The sequence below is a fragment of the Streptomyces prunicolor genome, from assembly GCF_045162825.1.
Lineage (GTDB): Bacteria > Actinomycetota > Actinomycetes > Streptomycetales > Streptomycetaceae > Streptomyces > Streptomyces prunicolor.
Genome location: NZ_CP108676.1, coordinates 3,950,146 through 3,965,875, shown reverse-complemented (window position 1 = coordinate 3,965,875; position 15,730 = coordinate 3,950,146). Strand labels below are relative to the sequence as shown.

The following is a 15,730-nucleotide window of genomic DNA, read 5'->3' as shown; positions in this document are numbered from 1 at the left end:
CCCTAGTACGACAGTCCGTGCCCGACCGGATACAGCACCTGCGTCGGATCGTCCGCGCGCTGTACCGCCACCGGGAGTTTCCCGCGGGGCCGGACGCGGCCCGCGATCACCCGTGCCGCCGCCCGGAGTTCGACGTCGGTCCAGGAGTAGGACGCCAAGTAGGCGGAGACTGCGGGCAGTTGGGCAACATCGTAGGGGTTGCGGACGGCGACGGCCACGACCGGCTTCCCGGTGGCGACCAGTTGCTCGACGAGCGTCCTCTGCGCATCGGCCGCCGTGACGTTGTAGGTCGCCACCACCACCGCATCCGCCTCGCGCGCCGCCGCCACGGCCTTCGCGACGGTCGCGGCGGAAGGAGCCGTACCGGTGGACAGGGCGGTCGCCGTGAACCCCAGCTCCCCGAGGGCTGCCGCGAGCACCCCGGTGGGTGGCCCCGTAGTACCGGAGGGGGAGGCCGGATCGGCGCCGACCACCAGCACCTTCCCGTGCGTACGGCGGGACAGCGGCAGCAGTCCCGCCGAGTTGACCAGCAGGGTGGTCGTCCGCTCGGCGATACGGTCGGCGGCGGCGAGATGAGCAGCGGTCCCGACCGTGCGGTCCACGCCCGCCCGGCTGGCGTGGGCGTCCTCGAACAACCCCAGCCGGGCCTTCAGCCGCAGCACCCGCAGGATCGACTCGTCGAGCCGCGCCTCCGTCAACTCCCCGCCCCGCACGGCGTTGAGGACGGCGTTCCAGGCGACGTCCAGGGACGGCGGGTTGAGCAGCTGATCCACCCCTGCCTTCAGCGCGAGCACCGGCACCCTGTCGTCCCCGTACTTCTGGCGTACGCCCTCCATCTGCAGTGAGTCGGTGATCACGACCCCGTCGTAGCCGAGTTCGCCGCGCAGGATGCCGGTGAGGATGGGGTGGGAGAGGGTGGCCGGGTCGCCGGAGTCGTCGAGGGCCGGGACCATGATGTGCGCGGTCATGATCGAGTCGATGCCCGCGCCGATGGCCGCCCGGAAGGGCACGGCGTCCAGCTTCCCCCACACCTCGCGGCTGTGCGTGATGACCGGGAACCCGAAGTGGCTGTCCACCGCGGTGTCTCCGTGCCCCGGGAAGTGCTTGGCGGTCGCGGCCACCCGGCTGCTCTGATACCCCTTCACCTCGGCGGCGACCAGGCTGGCCACCGCGTCCGGGTCGGCGCCGAAGGACCGTACGCCGATGACCGGGTTGGCCGGGTTGACGTTCACGTCGGCGTCGGGGGAGTAGTCCTGGTTGACGCCCATCGCGCGCAGCTCGGCGCCGGAGATCCGGCCGAGGATGCGGGCGTCGGCACGGGAACCGCCCGCGCCGATCGCCATCGCGCCCGGGAAGAGGGTGGCGGGCGCGCCGATACGGCACACGATGCCGTGCTCCTGGTCGGTGGCGACCAGTACGGGTAGCCCTCGGGGTTGACTGAGGGACGCCTTCTGGATGCCGTTGGAGAGGGCGGCGATCTGGTGCGGGTCGCGGGTGTTGTGGGCCCAGGTGAAGTAGATGATGCCGCCGACCCGGTACTTGGCGATCAGCTCGGCGGCCGTGCGCACGCCGATCTCGCTCAGGTTGGCATCGATGTCGGCCTGGTCGGGGGCGGTGGCGGAGTGGCCGTAGACCCGCATCACGAACAGCTGGCCGACCTTCTCCGGCAGCGTCATACGGGAGATCAGCGAGCGGAGTGTCTTGTCGTCGGCGTCGTAGGCGTGGGCGGTGCCGCCGACCGCGAGGGACGCGGTGACGCCCATGGTCGCGGCGAGAACGGTACGTCTGGAGGGCACGTGCGCTCCTTCCGGAGGTGTTCCACTTCGGATCATCGGATCCGCTGAAGGAAACTTCCACGACTTCACGAATATCCGGGAAGTTTCTGCCAGTCAAGGGAACGCACAGTACCCAGCTGAGGGGCCGCCATCGGCGCAGTTGGAGGGGGGCGCGCCGATGACGGCGTGCCGCCGGCCGCGGTACGGAGGAGAGGGTTTGTCAGCTTTCGCAGCCAGCAGCGAGGCCGACGCCGTACCGCGGAGACTCATCCGGCAGCATGCCGGTTGGACGGAGGGGAGGGGATGCGGGTTCCCTCCTGGTGGCCGATTCCCGGAAGTTGGTGAACCCGTGCACAACGGGACGGATGCGGTCACGCACAGGGACGCGCGGGCGAACGGTGGTCGTCCATCCCGTGGACGTCCCGGCGGGGCGGGCGAGCGCCGTCCGATCATGAGGGCATGCCCGTAGTCGACATCCCCGGTTCCAAGTCCATCACCGCCCGCGCGCTGTTCCTGGCGGCGGCGGCCGACGGTGTCACCACCCTCCGGCGCCCCCTCCGCTCGGACGACACCGAGGGGTTCGCCGAGGGCCTGACCCGGCTCGGCTATCGCGTGGGCCGGAGTCCGGACGCCTGGCAGATCGACGGCCGCCCGGAAGGTCCCGCGGTCGCGGAGGCGGACGTGTACTGCCGGGACGGCGCGACGACGGCCCGTTTCCTGCCGACGTTGGCGGCGGCCGGCCACGGCAGCTTCCGCTTCGACGCGTCCCCGCAGATGCGCCGCCGCCCCCTCCTTCCGCTCACCCAGGCCCTGCGCGACCTGGGCGTGGACCTGCGCCACGAGGAGGCGGAGGGTCACCACCCGCTGCGCATCGAGGCGTCGGGGGTGGAGGGTGGAGAGGTGGTCCTGGACGCGGGCCAGTCCTCTCAGTACCTGACGGCCCTGCTCCTCCTCGGCCCCCTGACCAGGAAGGGCCTGCGGATCAGGGTCACCGACCTCGTCTCCGCGCCGTACGTCGAGATCACGATCGCGATGATGCGGGAGTTCGGGGTGGAGGTCCGCACGGAGGGCTCCGTTTACGTGGTCCCGTCGGGGGGCTACCGGGCCACCACCTACGGCATCGAACCGGATGCGTCCACCGCCAGCTACGTCTTCGCGGCGGCGGCAGTGACCGGCGGCGAGGTGACGGTCCCCGGGCTCGGCACCGGCGCGCTCCAGGGCGACCTCGGATTCGTCGACGTACTGCGCCGCATGGGTGCGGAGGTGGAGACCGACGCGCACGGCACACGGGTGCGGGGCACGGGCGAGTTGCGCGGCCTCACGGTCAACATGCGGGACATCTCGGACACCATGCCGACGCTGGCGGCGATCGCCCCGTTCGCCTCGGGCCCGGTCCGGATCGAGGACGTGGGCAACACGCGGGTGAAGGAGTGCGACCGGCTGGAGGCCTGTGCGGAGGGCCTCCGGCGGTTGGGCGTGGAGGTGGCGACGGGGGACGACTGGATCGAGATCAGGCCGAGTGACGTGCCGGGGGCAACTCCCGTCACGGGCACGGAGATCAAGTCCTACGGCGACCACCGCATCGTCATGTCCTTCGCGGTGACCGGGCTCCGGGTGCCGGGTATTTCGTTCGACGACCCGGGGTGCGTACGGAAGACTTTCCCGGGTTTCCACGAGGCGTTCGCGGCGCTGCGAGCGCAGTTGCCGGAATAGGCCGAGACGCCGGGACAAGGAGTCAACGGGTGGGTTTCGAACTGAAGGCTCCTGTCCTGGCAGGCGAGTTGGTGCGCCTGGAGCCTCTCGATCACCGGCACGCGGCCGAACTGGCGGTGGCGGCGGAGGAGAACCGGGGTTCGTACGCGTTCACCTGGGTGCCGAGGGCGGATCAGGTGCAGGCCTACATCGACGCCCAGTTGGGCAGGGCGGCGACGGGCCAACTCGCGCCGTACGCCCAGGTGTCGACGGCCACCGGGAGGGCGGTCGGTGTCACGGCCTACTGGGAACCCCGCTCCTGGCTGACGGACGACCAACTCGACGCCGTCGAGGTCGGGTTCACCTGGCTGGCGGGTTCGGCGCAGGGCACGGGCGTCAACGCCGAGGCCAAACTCCTGCTGTTCCGGCACGCGTTCGAGGTGTGGGGCGTGTCCCGGGTCGACCTGAAGACGGACGCCCGCAACGACCGCTCCCGCGCGGCGATCCAGAGCGTCGGCGCCCGCTTCGAGGGCGTCCTGCGCAACTGGTCCCGCTCCTGGGCGCCGGGCGAGGAGGGGCGGTTGCGGGACTCCGCGATCTACTCGATCACGGCGGCGGAGTGGCCGGAGTGCCGGGCGGGGTTGGAGGCGCGGGTGCGGGCGCGGGCGCGGCTGGCGCGGGGCAACCCGCGGGCGGACAGCCTGAGTTGATCGCGGACCGGGTGGACCGGGTGGACCGGGTGGGCCGAGCAGGCCGAATGGACCGAGTGGGCCGACTGGACCGTTCGGCCGGTGATCGGAAACCATCGCTCTCATGACCGCCTACCTCATCCTCCACGGCTGGCAGAACCACCGCCCGAAGGAGCATTGGCAGCACTGGCTGACCGACCGGCTCCGCGCACTCGGGCATCACGTCACCTACCCTCAGCTGCCCGACCCCGACGAGCCCGACCTGGACGTATGGCTGGGTGAACTCGGCCGCCATCTCGGCGAGTTGCCGGGCGGTGCCGACTCCGAGCGGGTCGTGCTCGCGCACAGCGCCTCCGCCCTGCTCTGGCTGCACGCCGTCGCCCGCGGGCTGGTCGAGGGCGGTGCGGTCGATCGGGTGCTGCTGGTCGGACCGCCGTCCGCGTCCGTCGTCGCCGGATATCCGGAGGTCGCCGGATTCGTCCCGCCCGCCGCGGACTTCACCCTCCCCGGGAACGTCCGTCTCGTCGCCGGTGACGACGACCCGTACTGCCCGGAAGGCGCCCGCACCGCCTACGGCGATCCGTTCGGCATCCCCACCGAACTCGTCCCGGGCGGGGGCCACTTGGACCTGGTCGCCGGTTACGGCTCCTGGCCCGCCGTACTGGACTGGTGCCTGGACGGGACGGCGCGGCTCACGGCTCGACCGGTGGGGTGACGCCCGCTCCGGCCCGCAGCTCGGGCGTGCTCGCGCCCACCCCCGCCACCGCCAGTACGCACAGCAGCCCCCCGGTGAACAGAGACGTCGCGCCCGAGGTCCAGCCGGCGACCAGGCCGCCGCGGAGGTTGCCCAGGTTGGGGCCCGCCTGGCCGACGATCTGTTCGGCGGCGGAGACGCGGCCCAGCAGGGCGTCCGGGGTGTGGGTCTGGATGATCGTGCTGCGGGAGACCACCGAGCAGGCGTCGGCCGCACCGGCCAGGGCGAGGCAGCCGAGCCCCGCCCACGGGTTCGTCATCAGGCCGAAGGCGGCCAGCGCGACGCCCCAGATGCTCGCGCCGAGCAGCATCACCGGGCCCGGGCGGCCGAGCCGGGTGACGGTGCCGGAGAAGACGGACGCGGTGATGCCGCCGACCGAGACCGCCGACAGGAACAGGCCCAGGGTGCGTGGATCGCCGCCGAAACGCTCGGAGTTGATCAGCGGGAACAGACTGACCGGCATCGCGAGGACCGTCGCGGCCAGGTCGGTGAGCAGCGCGCCGCGCACCACCCGATGGCCGGCCAGGAAGCGCAGGCCGTCCAGGACGCCGTGCAGTCCGCCGCGCGACGGCTCACCCTCGGGCGGCAGCGCGGGCAGGCCGAAGGCGCCGTAGAAAGCGACGAGGAAGGTGAGCGCGTCGACCAGGTAGCCGGCGCCGATGCCGACCCAGCCGATCAGCAGGCCGCCGAGCGCGGGGCCGACGAGCATCATCGTCGTGAAGGACATGGTGTTGAGGGCGAGCCCCGCCGCCACCTGGTCCTTCGGCAGCAGCCGGGGGACGAACACGCCCGACGCCGGGCCGCCCACCGCGCTGAAGCCCGACTGCGCGGCGATCAGCGCGAGCACGCCGAGCACCGGGACGTGACCGGTGAAACCCTGCACGGCGAGCAGGAGCGAACTGGCGGCCTGCCCAACGGTGTTGAAGAGGAAGATGCGCCGCCGGTCGCCGCGGTCCACCCACGAACCGGCGAACAGCCCGACGACCACGGTCGGCACCGCGCTCGCCAGCCCGACCGCGCCGGTCCAGACCGTGCTGTGGGTCATGTCCCAGACCTGGTACATGACGGTCACCGAGGTCATGAACGAGCCCAGCACGGACACCGTCCGCCCGATCAGCAGCCGCCGGAACACCGGGGACGTCCGCAGGGGCCGGACGTCGATCAACGTCCGGGTGAGGCTCATGAGGGCATGACAGGGCGCGGGGCGGGGTGAGGAGGCACCGGGGGACCCTAAGCCGCGACCCGTAGGGGCCGCCAGTTGTTTACGCGGAGTCGTTGAGCAGACGTGCCAGGTGATCGTGACCGGCGGCCAGCAGCTCGGGGAGTGGCGCGGCGCCCTCGTACCACCGCTTCTCGTACTCCCAGCACAGCCAGCCGTCCCACTCGTGCCGGGACAGCACCTCGACGCACTCGGCGAGCGGAAGCACACCGGCCCCGAGCGCCAGCGGAGTGGTGTCGTCGGCCGACGCGATGTCCTTGACCTGCACGTATCCGAGATACGGGCCCAGCGCGGCGACCGTCTCCGACGGCTGCTCACCGCCCAGCCAGGTGTGCATGACGTCCCACAGCGCCCCGACCTGCCGATGCCCGACCGGCCCGAGCACACGGAGCGCGTCCGCACCGGTCCGGTGCGAGTCGTGGGTCTCCAGCAGCACCCGTACGCCGAGGTCGGCACCCCACTCGGCGGCCGTGCCCAGCCGCCGAGCGGCGGTCGCGTCGGCCTCCTCGACGGACTGCTCGGTGCCGCCGCCGGGAAACACCCGCACGAAGGGTGCGCCCAAGTCCCGTGCCAGCTCCAGCAGTTCACGGATCTCCGCGAGTACGACGTCGTCGTCGCCCGGTGCGGCCACCCGCGGATACCCGGCGAGGCCCAGGACTTCGACCCCGGCCGCCTTGAACTCGGCGACCACGTCGGCCCGTTGGGAGGCGTCGATACCGGGGTGCACGGGCTCCTCCGGGTGCGCGCGCAGCTCGACGCCGTGGTAGCCGTGCGTGACGGCGAGCTCCAGTACGTCGGCCACGGGGAGGCCGGGGACACCGAGGGTGGAGAAGGCGAGCTTCATACTCGGGACCCTACTCGTCACTCACCGGTCCCGTGCAGGTCGAGCCGCCAGTCCTGACCGACGAGATCCTGGCCGAAGGAACGGTGCGGTTTCTCGGCGACGAGCACGAACCCGTGCCGTTGGTAGATACGGCGGGCGGCGCCGAGAATGTCGTTCGTCCAGAGCACGAGGTCGCGATAACCGACCCCGCGCGCGAACTCGACGACCGCCGCGACGAGTTGATCCCCGATCCGCAGCCCGCGCGCGTCGGGCTCGACGAGCAGCAACCGCAGCCGGGCGGTCCCCGGGGCGTCGTCCCGCACACACATCACACACCCCACCGCCCGCCCGTCGAGCTCGGCGATCCACACCCGCTCCAGATGCGGATCGTGATCCTCGGCGAAATCGGCGACGATCCGCGCCACGAGCCCTTCGTAGTCGGCGTTGAAGTCGTACTCGGCGGCGTACAACGCGGCGTTCCGCTGCACGATCCAGCCCAGGTCACCGGCCCCCGGCTCCCGCAGCACGACGTCCTCGGGCCGCGGCCGCCGCTTGTCCGACGCCGACAGGATGGTCCGTACGGTGTGCAGCGCGTCGGCGAGCCGCGGCCGGTCGGCGTCCGCCACGGTCGCGAGCAGCGCCCCGACGGATTCGTCCGCCCGCTGGGCCAACAGCTCGGCGGTCTCCCGCCCCCGCTCGGTGAGCGTGACCTGCCGCCGCCGCGGATCCCGCTCCGAGGGCGCCCGCTCGACCAGCCCGTCCTGCTCGAACCGGTTCAGGATCCGGCTCAAGTACCCGGCGTCGAGGGAGAGTTCGGTACGGAGATCGGCGGCGTCCGTACGGGGGGAGTGCGCGAGTTCGTACAGGACGCGGGACTCGGTGAGGGTGAAGGGGGCGTAGAGGTGGCGGCTGTAGTCGAGGGCGCCGATGACGTTCGTATAGAAACGGTTGAAGGCGCGGATGTCCTGGACGGTCATGATCGATCCCCGGTGCTCGGTCCCCGGTGCTCGCGCAGGGTAGTTGACTCAGTCAGAGGTATTGCGGTTCTGACGGTAGTACGGGGAAGGGCCGCGCGTCCACGGTTGGAGCCATGCCTCCATGGTTTCGGAGCATGCTCCGGGGCGTGCGACAGGTTCCCCGCAATGACCGGACTCGGCCCCGTCGCATGGCCACCCGCCCCGATCAGGACCGAGCGGCTGGTACTCCGCGAGTGGGTGAGCGGTCTTCGGCGGGGCGGCCTGGTTGAGTGATCGCAGGGGGCAAGGCGGCCAGATGGCCAGGCGGCTAAGCGGCCAGGCGGACTTGGTGGTCGGCCCGCCGCGCGATCCTCCGAACCGACGACCCGATGTTCGGGGCACGCCCTAGTCCCACCAGAACCGCCACTGATGCCGGCCGACAAGCCCGTTCGCGTACTCGGGGAACGGTGTCGGCGGATCGTCCACGATGTTGTCGGCGGTCGACAGCACATGTTCCAGGGCGAGTTGCTCCGGGTGCGGGACATCAAGCGGCGGCCGGGCGACCGACACGGTCAGCGCACCCCCGAACCCCGACACGACCCGCGCCCCGAACCGCTCCTCCCAACTCCGCAACAACGCACACAACAAGGGAACCGGCGCCTCGGCAGCCCACCCGACGATCGCCGGCACATCGGCGCTACGGTGCGCGGGCACAAGCGCCAACTGGCAGGTGTGCACAAAGGGTTCGTCCCCGAGCAGCTCCGCTACGGCCCACCGGCCGGCCTCCGCCGCACTCACCCCGGCACCCGTGCCCACCCCACCCCACCCACCGCGAGCCCGGGCCAGCTCTCGAACGGCGGCCCCGGATCGTGCGGCCAGGATCCGAAGTCCTCCGGATCGTCGTCGTCCGGCAATACGTCGGCCGAGGGCGGATTCGACCAGTACGGCAGCCGCCGGCGCCGATACTCGGCGAAGTCCGCAGCGAGCACGTCATCGAGCCGGACCGCGTCGACCTCGCTCAAGTCCTCGGCCTGGTAAGGATCACCCCGCCAGCAGATGAACGGATACAGCCCCGTGACCTCGGCCGACTCCAGCAGCCTGGGCCACAACTCGACCAGATCCTCCGGCAGTTCGTCGGAGAACCACACCTCCACCTCCCCCCGCGCCTCGAAGCGGCCGGAGAGCGGGGACAGTTCATCGGGCAAGGGGAAGACCATGCCGGGACGATATGGGGAGGGACTGACAACGGGACGTCACGCCGCCCGTCATTGCCCCCGGCTCGCTCGGCGGCTCACCTCAACCCGTGCTCCCCGTCATCGGGGGCTTGCTGCTGCGCTCCCGGGAGGAAGCCGACGCGCCGGTGTTCCTGTCCGCTTACCAGGACGACGAGATCCGCCGCTGGCACACGCGTCGGCCTTCCACCGAGGACCAGGTCCGGGAGTGGTTCGAGGCATACCGCCAGGACTGGAAACAGGAGAAGGGCGGTCACTGGGCGATCACCCGCGACGACGGCGCCGAGGTGCTCGGCCGGCTCGCACTGCGCGGTCTGGACTTCGACGACGGCACAGCGGGCGTGGCCTACTGGGTGACTCGACCCGCAACCACGCCTCGTGCAGGGTCGCCACCAACTCCGGCTACCTTCTGGAAGGCACCAAGCGCAGCGCCGCCGTACACGACGACGGCCGACACGGCATGCATCTGCATGCCTGCATCCGAGGTCTCTGAGGCCGCGGCCGAGCGATGCGCGGAGAAGCCCCCACCGGCAAGGTGACCCACAGAAGTGTGACACTTTGCGCCAAACTGTCACACTTCCGCAGACAAGGTCCCCTGCGGCAGACACCGGAAAAAACCCGCCACACCCCCCAACTCCCGGGCCCCTTACTTCCGAGGCACCCCCGAAGACCCCCGAACCATCAACTCCCCCCGAACCGTGGCGATCCCACCGGGCGGCGGCTCCTCCCGCCCCATGGCGATCCGCCCCGCCCGAGCCCCCGCCTCGGACAACGGCAACCGCACCGTCGTAAGCGAAGGCACCGCGTCCACGCTGAACGGCAGATCGTCGAACCCGGCGACCGAGACATCGTCCGGAATCCGCAGCCCCGACTCCCGCAGAGCCGCAGACGCTCCCACCGCGACGGAGTCGTTCGCCGCGACCACGGCCGTCAGCGACGGATCCCGCCGCAGCAGCTCCAGCGTGGCCTCGTACCCCGACCGACGGTCGTAACGGCCATGAACAGTCCACCGCGGATCCTCCACGATCCCGTGCGCGGCCAGCGCCTCCCGGTGGCCCTCCAGCCGGTGTCGGGTCGTCGTCCGTTCCTCCGGGCCCGCGATGTAGCCCAGCCGGCGATGGCCGAGGCCGATCAGATGTTCCGTCAGCTCACGCCCACCCCCGCGGTTGTCGAAGGTCAGCGCGAACGCCCCCGTGTCCGGCGCCGGCGGGCGCCCGCACAGCACCACCCGCGTCCCCGCCTCGCCCAGTTTCCGCAGCTTCGCCGCGACCGCCGCCGCGTGCGGCGCGTTCTCCATCGCGCCGCCTGTCAGCACCACGGCCGCCGCCCGCTGGCGCTGGAGCAGGGTCAGATACGTCAGCTCGCGCTCCGGGGAGCCGCCCGTGTTGCACACCACCGCCAGCCGTTCCCCGCCCGCGCGACCCCCCGGCCCCCCGATCTCGCCCTGGATCGCGCTCGCCATGATCCCGAAGAAGGGGTCGGCGATGTCGTTCACCAGGATGCCGACCAGGTCGGAGGTGGCCGCCGCCAGCGCGCTCGCGGGACCGTTGAGCACGTAGTCCAGCTCGTCGACCGCCCGCAGCACCCGCTCGCGCGTGGTGGCCGCGACCGGATAGTTGCCGTTCAGTACGCGCGACACCGTCGCGGGGGAGACCTGGGCGCGGGCCGCCACGTCCGCCAGGGTCACCGTCATGTTGTTCGTCCTCCGGTCGCGCATCTTGTCGTACGCCGTTGTACATAGGCTGCTCAAAGGAAGCCCCCGTCCGAGCAGACCATAAGGCCACCTGCCCCGGTCGTTCGCCCCCTCGAACAACTCGACCCCATCACGGTCTTGTACAGACCAGTGGGCAAAGGCTAGCTTCTGCATATATAGAAAGCGCTTGCTGGATTCTTGAGGCGTACGTGGAAACGTGCGTGGACGAAGGGAAACACGTGACACGCAAGACGGTGCGTATCGCCATGAACGGCGTGACCGGGCGCATGGGCTACCGACAGCACCTCGTCCGCTCGATCCTCGCACTGCGCGAGCAGGGTGGTCTAGACCTTGGCGACGGAACCGTGCTGTGGCCGGAACCGATCCTCGTAGGCCGCCGCGAGCACGCGCTGAAGGCGCTTGCCGAGCAGCACGGGCTCGACCCGGCGAACGTCTCCACGGACGTCGACGCGGTCCTCGCCGACCCGACCGTCGAGATCTACTTCGACGCCCAGGTCACCTCGGCCCGCGAGGAGGCGCTCACGAAGGCGATCGCCGCGGGCAAGCACATCTACACCGAGAAGCCGACCGCCACCGGCCTCGACGGCGCCCTGGAACTGGCCCGCCTCGCCGACGCCGCCGGCATCAAGCACGGCGTCGTCCAGGACAAGCTGTTCCTGCCGGGTCTGCTGAAGCTCAAGCGGCTCATCGACGGCGGCTTCTTCGGCCGGATCCTGTCCATCCGGGGCGAGTTCGGCTACTGGGTCTTCGAGGGCGACTGGCAGAGTGCCCAGCGCCCGTCGTGGAACTACCGCTCGGAGGACGGCGGCGGCATCGTCGTCGACATGTTCCCGCACTGGGAGTACGTCCTCCACGAGCTGTTCGGCCGCGTCAAGTCCGTCCAGGCCATCGCCACCACCCACATCCCGCAGCGCTGGGACGAGAACGGCAAGCCCTACGACGCCACCGCCGACGACTCCGCCTACGGCATCTTCGAGCTCGACAGCGGCGCCATCGCCCAGATCAACTCCTCCTGGGCCGTCCGCGTCAACCGCGACGAACTCGTCGAGTTCCAGGTCGACGGGACGGAAGGATCGGCTGTCGCCGGGCTGCGCAACTGCCGTGCCCAGCACCGGAGTTCCACCCCCAAGCCGGTCTGGAACCCGGACCTCCCCGCCACCGAGGTCTTCCGCGACCAGTGGCAGGAAGTCCCCGACAACACCGAGTTCGACAACGGCTTCAAGGCCCAGTGGGAGCTGTTCCTCCGCCACGTCTACGCCGACGCCCCCTACCACTGGGACCTGCTGGCCGGCGCCCGTGGCGTCCAACTCGCCGAGCTGGGCCTGAAGTCGTCCGCCGAGGGCCGCCGTTTCGACGTTCCGGAGATCACCCTGTGACCATCCAACTCCCGGACAGCAGCGGGGTCTTGAGGGCGTACGAGCCCCGCCAGGAACCCCTCGCCGTCACCTCCGGCACCCCTTTCACCTCTCGTACGGTGTTCTCGGCGGCGCACGTCGTCGCCGACCCGTTCGCCGACACGAGCCCCGACTCGGCCGCCGCCGTCGACTGGGACGCCACCCTCGCCTTCCGCCGTCACCTCTGGTCCCACGGGCTCGGTGTCGCCGAGGCGATGGACACCGCCCAGCGCGGCATGGGCCTGGACTGGGCGGGCGCGGCCGAGCTGATCCGCCGAAGTGCCGCCGAGGCCAAGGCCGTTGGCGGCCGCATCGCCTGCGGTGTCGGCACCGACCAGCTCACCGGCCCGGCGTCCCTGGCCGACGTACAGGCCGCGTACGAGGAGCAGTTGGCGCTCGTCGAGGCATCGGGTGCGCAGGCCATCCTGATGGCGTCCCGCGCGCTCGCGGCCGTAGCCAAGGGTCCTGAGGACTACCTGGAGGTCTACGGTCACCTGCTCCGCCAGGCCACCGAGCCCGTCGTCCTGCACTGGCTGGGCCCGATGTTCGACCCGGCGCTGGAGGGCTACTGGGGCTCGTCCGACCTGGACGCGGCCACCGACACGTTCCTCGAAGTCATCGCCGCGCACCCCGACAAGGTCGACGGCATCAAAGTGTCGCTCCTGGAGGCTCAGCGGGAGATCGACATCCGGCGCCGACTGCCGCAGGGCGTCCGCTGCTACACCGGCGACGACTTCAACTACCCCGAGCTGATCGCGGGCGACGACCAGGGCTTCAGTCACGCCCTGCTCGGCATCTTCGACCCGCTCGGCCCGCTGGCTGCGGAGGCGGTCCGCGTCCTGGACACCGGGAACACGGCCGGTTTCCGTGAACTCCTCGACCCGACGGTCGAGTTGTCCCGTCACCTCTTCCAGACGCCGACCCGCTTCTACAAGACCGGCGTGGTGTTCCTGGCCTGGCTCGCGGGCCACCAGTCGCACTTCACGATGGTCGGCGGCCTCCAATCGGCCCGCTCCCTCCCGCACTTCGCCCGCGCCTACGAACTCGCCGACGGCCTGGGCCTGTTCCCCGACCCGAAGCTCGCGGAGGAACGGATGAAGAACCTGCTCGCCCTGTACGGAGTGACCCAGTGAGCGCCGCCGACCTGTCCCGCTTCTCCATCAACCAGATGACGGTCAAGCAGCTGTCGATGCCCGAACTGGTCGACGCCTGCCTGGAGTTGGGCGTCCCCGGCGTCGGCCTCTGGCGCGAGCCGGTCCAGTCGTACGGCCTGGAGGAGACCGCGAAGCTGGTCCGCGGCGCGGGCCTCACGGTGACAACGTTGTGCAGGGGCGGCTTCTTCACGGCGATCGACCCGGCCGAGCGCGCTCGCGCTCTGGACGACAACCGCCGTGCCGTGGACGAGGCCGCCACTCTGGGTACCGACACCCTCGTCCTGGTGTCCGGCGGTCTGCCCGCCGGCTCGAAGGATCTGCACGGCGCGCGGGAGCGGATCGCCGACGCGCTGGGGGAGTTGGGGCCCTACGCCGAGGAGCGGGGCGTACGGCTGGCCATCGAGCCGTTGCACCCGATGTTCGCCTCCGACCGCTGCGTGGTCTCCACGCTCACCCAGGCCCTCGACCTCGCGGAGCGGTTCCCCGCCCAGCAGGTCGGCGTCACGGTGGACACCTACCACATCTGGTGGGACGACCAGGCCCCGGCGCAGATCGCCCGGGCGGGCGCGGGCGGTCGTATCCACACCTTCCAACTCGCCGACTGGACCACCCCGTTGCCCGAGGGCGTGCTCAACGGCCGCGGGCAGATCGGGGACGGCGCGGTCGACATGCGGGAGTGGAAGGCGTACGTCGAGGCCGCCGGGTACACCGGCCCCATCGAGGTGGAGCTGTTCAACGACGCGCTGTGGGCGCGGGACGGGCGGGAGGTGCTGGCGGAGACGGCCGCGAGGTTCGTGGAACACGTGATCCGCTGAGCCCGTCCTCGCGGGGTCACGCGCGCCGGTCGGGAACGGTGAGCGTCTGCTTCAGTGCGGCGAGGCCGTCCGCGTAGATGCCCTGGAACAGGGCGATGGCCTCGTCGTCGCTGATGCCGTCCGGCGTGAAGGCGCCGGACCACTCGACGCGGGCCGTGTCCTGCCCGGGTGTCTCGTGGACCGTGAGGGTGGAGAGGTAGCCGGTGACGGGGAAGGGGGCCTGGAGGATCGAGTAGCTGTAGGTGCGGGCCTTGTTGTCGAAGGCTTCGAGGCGCTCGACGATCACGCCGCCGTCCTCGTTCCTGAGGCTGCGGACGCGTCCGCCGTCGCTGAGTTCGCTGGCGGGGATGTAGGGGAGCCAGTCGGGCAGCGAGTCGAAGCCGCCGATGAGCTGCCAGACGTGGTCGGGGGAGGCGGGTATGTCGAGGGATGCGGTGGTCGTGGCCACGGGATCCTCCTGAGGGGGCGTGGGGGGAGGGGTGAAGGGTCAGACGGTGGCGGGTACGGGAGCGTCCTGCGCTATCAGTCGCTCCGCGCGCAGATCCGCCCAGAACGCGGCCGGGATCGGCTCGCCGAGAGCGGCCAGGTCCTCGGCGATGCGGCTCGGCCTGGTGGCGCCGGGGATCACGGCTGCCGTCGCCGGATGGGCGAGGGAGAACTGCAGCGCGGCGGACTTGATACCGACCCCGTGCCGCTGGGTGAGCGCCTTGATCCGCGCCACCTTGTCGATGATGTGCGCGGGCGCCTGCTGGTACTCGAAGTGCGTTCCGCCGGCGAGGATGCCCGAGCTGTAGGGGCCGCCGACCACGATGTCGACGTCCTGCGCGGCGGCGGCGGGCAGCAGGCGTTGCAGGGCGCGGTCGTGGTCGAGGAGGGTGTAGCGGCCGGCGAGGAGGAAGGCGTCGGGCTTCGGCTCGTCCAGGTCGAGGGTGAGCTCCAGGGGTTCCACACGGTTGACGCCAAGGCCCCAGGCCTTGATGACGCCCTCCTCGCGCAGCTTCTGCAGGACACGGAACGCGCCGGTGCGGGCGGTCTCGTAGGCGGCCAGCCACTCGTCCCCGTAGAAGTCCTGGGCCACGTCGTGCACCCACACGATGTCGAGGCGGTCCGTCCGCAGGCGCTTGAGGCTGTCCTCGATGGAGCGGAGGGTGGCGTCGGCGGTGTAGTCGTTGACCATCTTGTTCGGGCGGCCGTGTTCGAAGAGGCCGCCCTTCTCGCCGAGGTCGCGTGCGGCCGGGTCCTCGATCTCGTCGAGGATGACGCGGCCGACCTTCGTGCTGAGGACGAACTCGTCGCGGGGGTGCTGCGCCAGTACGTCACCGAGCCGGATCTCGGAGAGGCCCGCGCCGTAGAAGGGTGCGGTGTCGAAGTAGCGGATGCCCTGGTCCCAGGCGGCTTCGACGGTGGCCGCGGCCTCCTCGTCGGGGATGGCGCGGAACATGTTGCCGAGCGGCGCGGTGCCGAAACCGAGGGTGCCGGGCAGGAGGGGCTTGATGGTCATGGGGGGGGGATC

15 protein-coding genes and 2 pseudogenes are annotated in these 15,730 nt (G+C 71.0%); 8 read left to right on the top strand and 9 right to left on the bottom strand.

What is annotated here, in order from left to right; all coding sequences use genetic code 11:
- Nucleotides 1-2: 2 nt before the first annotated feature.
- Nucleotides 3-1,832 (bottom strand): glycoside hydrolase family 3 protein, encoded by a 1,830-nt coding sequence (locus OG588_RS17800; RefSeq protein ID WP_405948150.1) that lies wholly within the window; start codon nt 1,830-1,832, stop codon nt 3-5.
- Nucleotides 1,833-2,234: 402 nt separating this feature from the next.
- On the opposite strand from OG588_RS17800, the gene aroA reads away from it, so the two are divergent.
- The 3 genes from aroA (at nt 2,235) to OG588_RS17785 (ending at nt 4,871) form a co-directional block, all read left to right on the top strand.
- Complete coding sequence (aroA, locus tag OG588_RS17795; RefSeq protein WP_398850559.1) at nt 2,235-3,488, top strand: 3-phosphoshikimate 1-carboxyvinyltransferase; 1,254 nt, start codon at nt 2,235-2,237, stop codon at nt 3,486-3,488.
- A gap of 29 nt (nt 3,489-3,517) precedes the next feature.
- Nucleotides 3,518-4,177 (top strand): GNAT family N-acetyltransferase, encoded by a 660-nt coding sequence (locus OG588_RS17790; RefSeq protein ID WP_405948149.1) that lies wholly within the window; start codon nt 3,518-3,520, stop codon nt 4,175-4,177.
- A gap of 103 nt (nt 4,178-4,280) precedes the next feature.
- On the top strand, nt 4,281-4,871 hold the full coding sequence (locus OG588_RS17785; RefSeq protein WP_405948148.1) for an RBBP9/YdeN family alpha/beta hydrolase: 591 nt from the start codon (nt 4,281-4,283) through the stop codon (nt 4,869-4,871).
- On the opposite strand, the gene OG588_RS17780 is transcribed toward OG588_RS17785, so the two are convergent.
- The 3 genes from OG588_RS17780 to OG588_RS17770 all read right to left on the bottom strand — a co-directional run bounded on the left by OG588_RS17780 (nt 4,849) and on the right by OG588_RS17770 (nt 7,929).
- On the bottom strand, nt 4,849-6,093 hold the full coding sequence (locus OG588_RS17780) for an MFS transporter (protein ID WP_405948147.1): 1,245 nt from the start codon (nt 6,091-6,093) through the stop codon (nt 4,849-4,851). The genes OG588_RS17785 and OG588_RS17780 overlap by 23 nt on opposite strands.
- A gap of 79 nt (nt 6,094-6,172) precedes the next feature.
- Complete coding sequence (locus OG588_RS17775; protein ID WP_405948146.1) at nt 6,173-6,973, bottom strand: sugar phosphate isomerase/epimerase family protein; 801 nt, start codon at nt 6,971-6,973, stop codon at nt 6,173-6,175.
- A 17-nt stretch (nt 6,974-6,990) separates the two neighbouring features.
- Nucleotides 6,991-7,929 (bottom strand): GNAT family N-acetyltransferase, encoded by a 939-nt coding sequence (locus OG588_RS17770; RefSeq protein WP_405948145.1) that lies wholly within the window; start codon nt 7,927-7,929, stop codon nt 6,991-6,993.
- Between the two features lie 165 nt (nt 7,930-8,094).
- Here OG588_RS17770 and OG588_RS17765 point away from each other — a divergent pair.
- A pseudogene (locus tag OG588_RS17765) lies at nt 8,095-8,163 on the top strand (GNAT family N-acetyltransferase); the annotation flags it as partial.
- 150 nt (nt 8,164-8,313) lie between these two features.
- Here OG588_RS17765 and OG588_RS17760 read toward each other — a convergent pair.
- Both OG588_RS17760 and OG588_RS17755 read right to left on the bottom strand, forming a co-directional pair.
- Nucleotides 8,314-8,706 (bottom strand): DUF4253 domain-containing protein, encoded by a 393-nt coding sequence (locus OG588_RS17760; protein ID WP_405948144.1) that lies wholly within the window; start codon nt 8,704-8,706, stop codon nt 8,314-8,316.
- Complete coding sequence (locus tag OG588_RS17755) at nt 8,703-9,125, bottom strand: hypothetical protein (RefSeq protein ID WP_405948143.1); 423 nt, start codon at nt 9,123-9,125, stop codon at nt 8,703-8,705. Before OG588_RS17755 ends, OG588_RS17760 begins: the two co-directional genes overlap by 4 nt.
- Before the next feature lie 50 nt (nt 9,126-9,175).
- On the opposite strand from OG588_RS17755, the pseudogene OG588_RS17750 reads away from it, so the two are divergent.
- Nucleotides 9,176-9,633: pseudogene (locus OG588_RS17750) on the top strand (GNAT family N-acetyltransferase).
- Nucleotides 9,634-9,786: 153 nt separating this feature from the next.
- Here OG588_RS17750 and OG588_RS17745 read toward each other — a convergent pair.
- Nucleotides 9,787-10,833 carry a LacI family DNA-binding transcriptional regulator gene (locus OG588_RS17745; protein ID WP_019056537.1) on the bottom strand — a complete coding sequence of 349 codons (1,047 nt, stop codon included), beginning with the start codon at nt 10,831-10,833 and terminating at the stop codon, nt 9,787-9,789.
- A 239-nt stretch (nt 10,834-11,072) separates the two neighbouring features.
- On the opposite strand from OG588_RS17745, the gene OG588_RS17740 reads away from it, so the two are divergent.
- The 3 genes from OG588_RS17740 to OG588_RS17730 are packed head-to-tail and all read left to right on the top strand — an operon-like array spanning nt 11,073 to nt 14,217.
- Nucleotides 11,073-12,230, top strand: a complete 1,158-nt coding sequence (locus OG588_RS17740; RefSeq protein ID WP_405948142.1) for a Gfo/Idh/MocA family protein — start codon at nt 11,073-11,075, stop codon at nt 12,228-12,230.
- Nucleotides 12,227-13,381: a dihydrodipicolinate synthase family protein gene (locus OG588_RS17735; RefSeq protein ID WP_405948141.1), complete on the top strand. Its 1,155-nt coding sequence runs from the start codon at nt 12,227-12,229 to the stop codon at nt 13,379-13,381. Before OG588_RS17740 ends, OG588_RS17735 begins: the two co-directional genes overlap by 4 nt.
- Before the next feature lie 35 nt (nt 13,382-13,416).
- Complete coding sequence (locus OG588_RS17730) at nt 13,417-14,217, top strand: sugar phosphate isomerase/epimerase family protein (RefSeq protein ID WP_405953148.1); 801 nt, start codon at nt 13,417-13,419, stop codon at nt 14,215-14,217.
- Between the two features lie 16 nt (nt 14,218-14,233).
- On the opposite strand, the gene OG588_RS17725 is transcribed toward OG588_RS17730, so the two are convergent.
- Nucleotides 14,234-14,665 (bottom strand): SRPBCC family protein, encoded by a 432-nt coding sequence (locus OG588_RS17725; RefSeq protein ID WP_405948140.1) that lies wholly within the window; start codon nt 14,663-14,665, stop codon nt 14,234-14,236.
- A gap of 39 nt (nt 14,666-14,704) precedes the next feature.
- Nucleotides 14,705-15,718 carry an aldo/keto reductase gene (locus OG588_RS17720; protein ID WP_405948139.1) on the bottom strand — a complete coding sequence of 338 codons (1,014 nt, stop codon included), beginning with the start codon at nt 15,716-15,718 and terminating at the stop codon, nt 14,705-14,707.
- Between the last annotated feature and the right edge of the window lie 12 nt (nt 15,719-15,730).

Coding starts and splice junctions, on each gene's coding strand:
- OG588_RS17800 (WP_405948150.1), bottom strand. CDS start 1,832: ATGATCCGAAGTGGAACACCTCCGGAAGGAGCGCACGTGCCCTCCAGA.
- aroA (WP_398850559.1), top strand. CDS start 2,235: ATGCCCGTAGTCGACATCCCCGGTTCCAAGTCCATCACCGCCCGCGCG.
- OG588_RS17785 (WP_405948148.1), top strand. CDS start 4,281: ATGACCGCCTACCTCATCCTCCACGGCTGGCAGAACCACCGCCCGAAG.
- OG588_RS17780 (WP_405948147.1), bottom strand. CDS start 6,093: ATGAGCCTCACCCGGACGTTGATCGACGTCCGGCCCCTGCGGACGTCC.
- OG588_RS17775 (WP_405948146.1), bottom strand. CDS start 6,973: ATGAAGCTCGCCTTCTCCACCCTCGGTGTCCCCGGCCTCCCCGTGGCC.
- OG588_RS17770 (WP_405948145.1), bottom strand. CDS start 7,929: ATGACCGTCCAGGACATCCGCGCCTTCAACCGTTTCTATACGAACGTC.
- OG588_RS17755 (WP_405948143.1), bottom strand. CDS start 9,125: ATGGTCTTCCCCTTGCCCGATGAACTGTCCCCGCTCTCCGGCCGCTTC.
- OG588_RS17745 (WP_019056537.1), bottom strand. CDS start 10,833: ATGACGGTGACCCTGGCGGACGTGGCGGCCCGCGCCCAGGTCTCCCCC.
- OG588_RS17730 (WP_405953148.1), top strand. CDS start 13,417: ATGACGGTCAAGCAGCTGTCGATGCCCGAACTGGTCGACGCCTGCCTG.
- OG588_RS17720 (WP_405948139.1), bottom strand. CDS start 15,718: ATGACCATCAAGCCCCTCCTGCCCGGCACCCTCGGTTTCGGCACCGCG.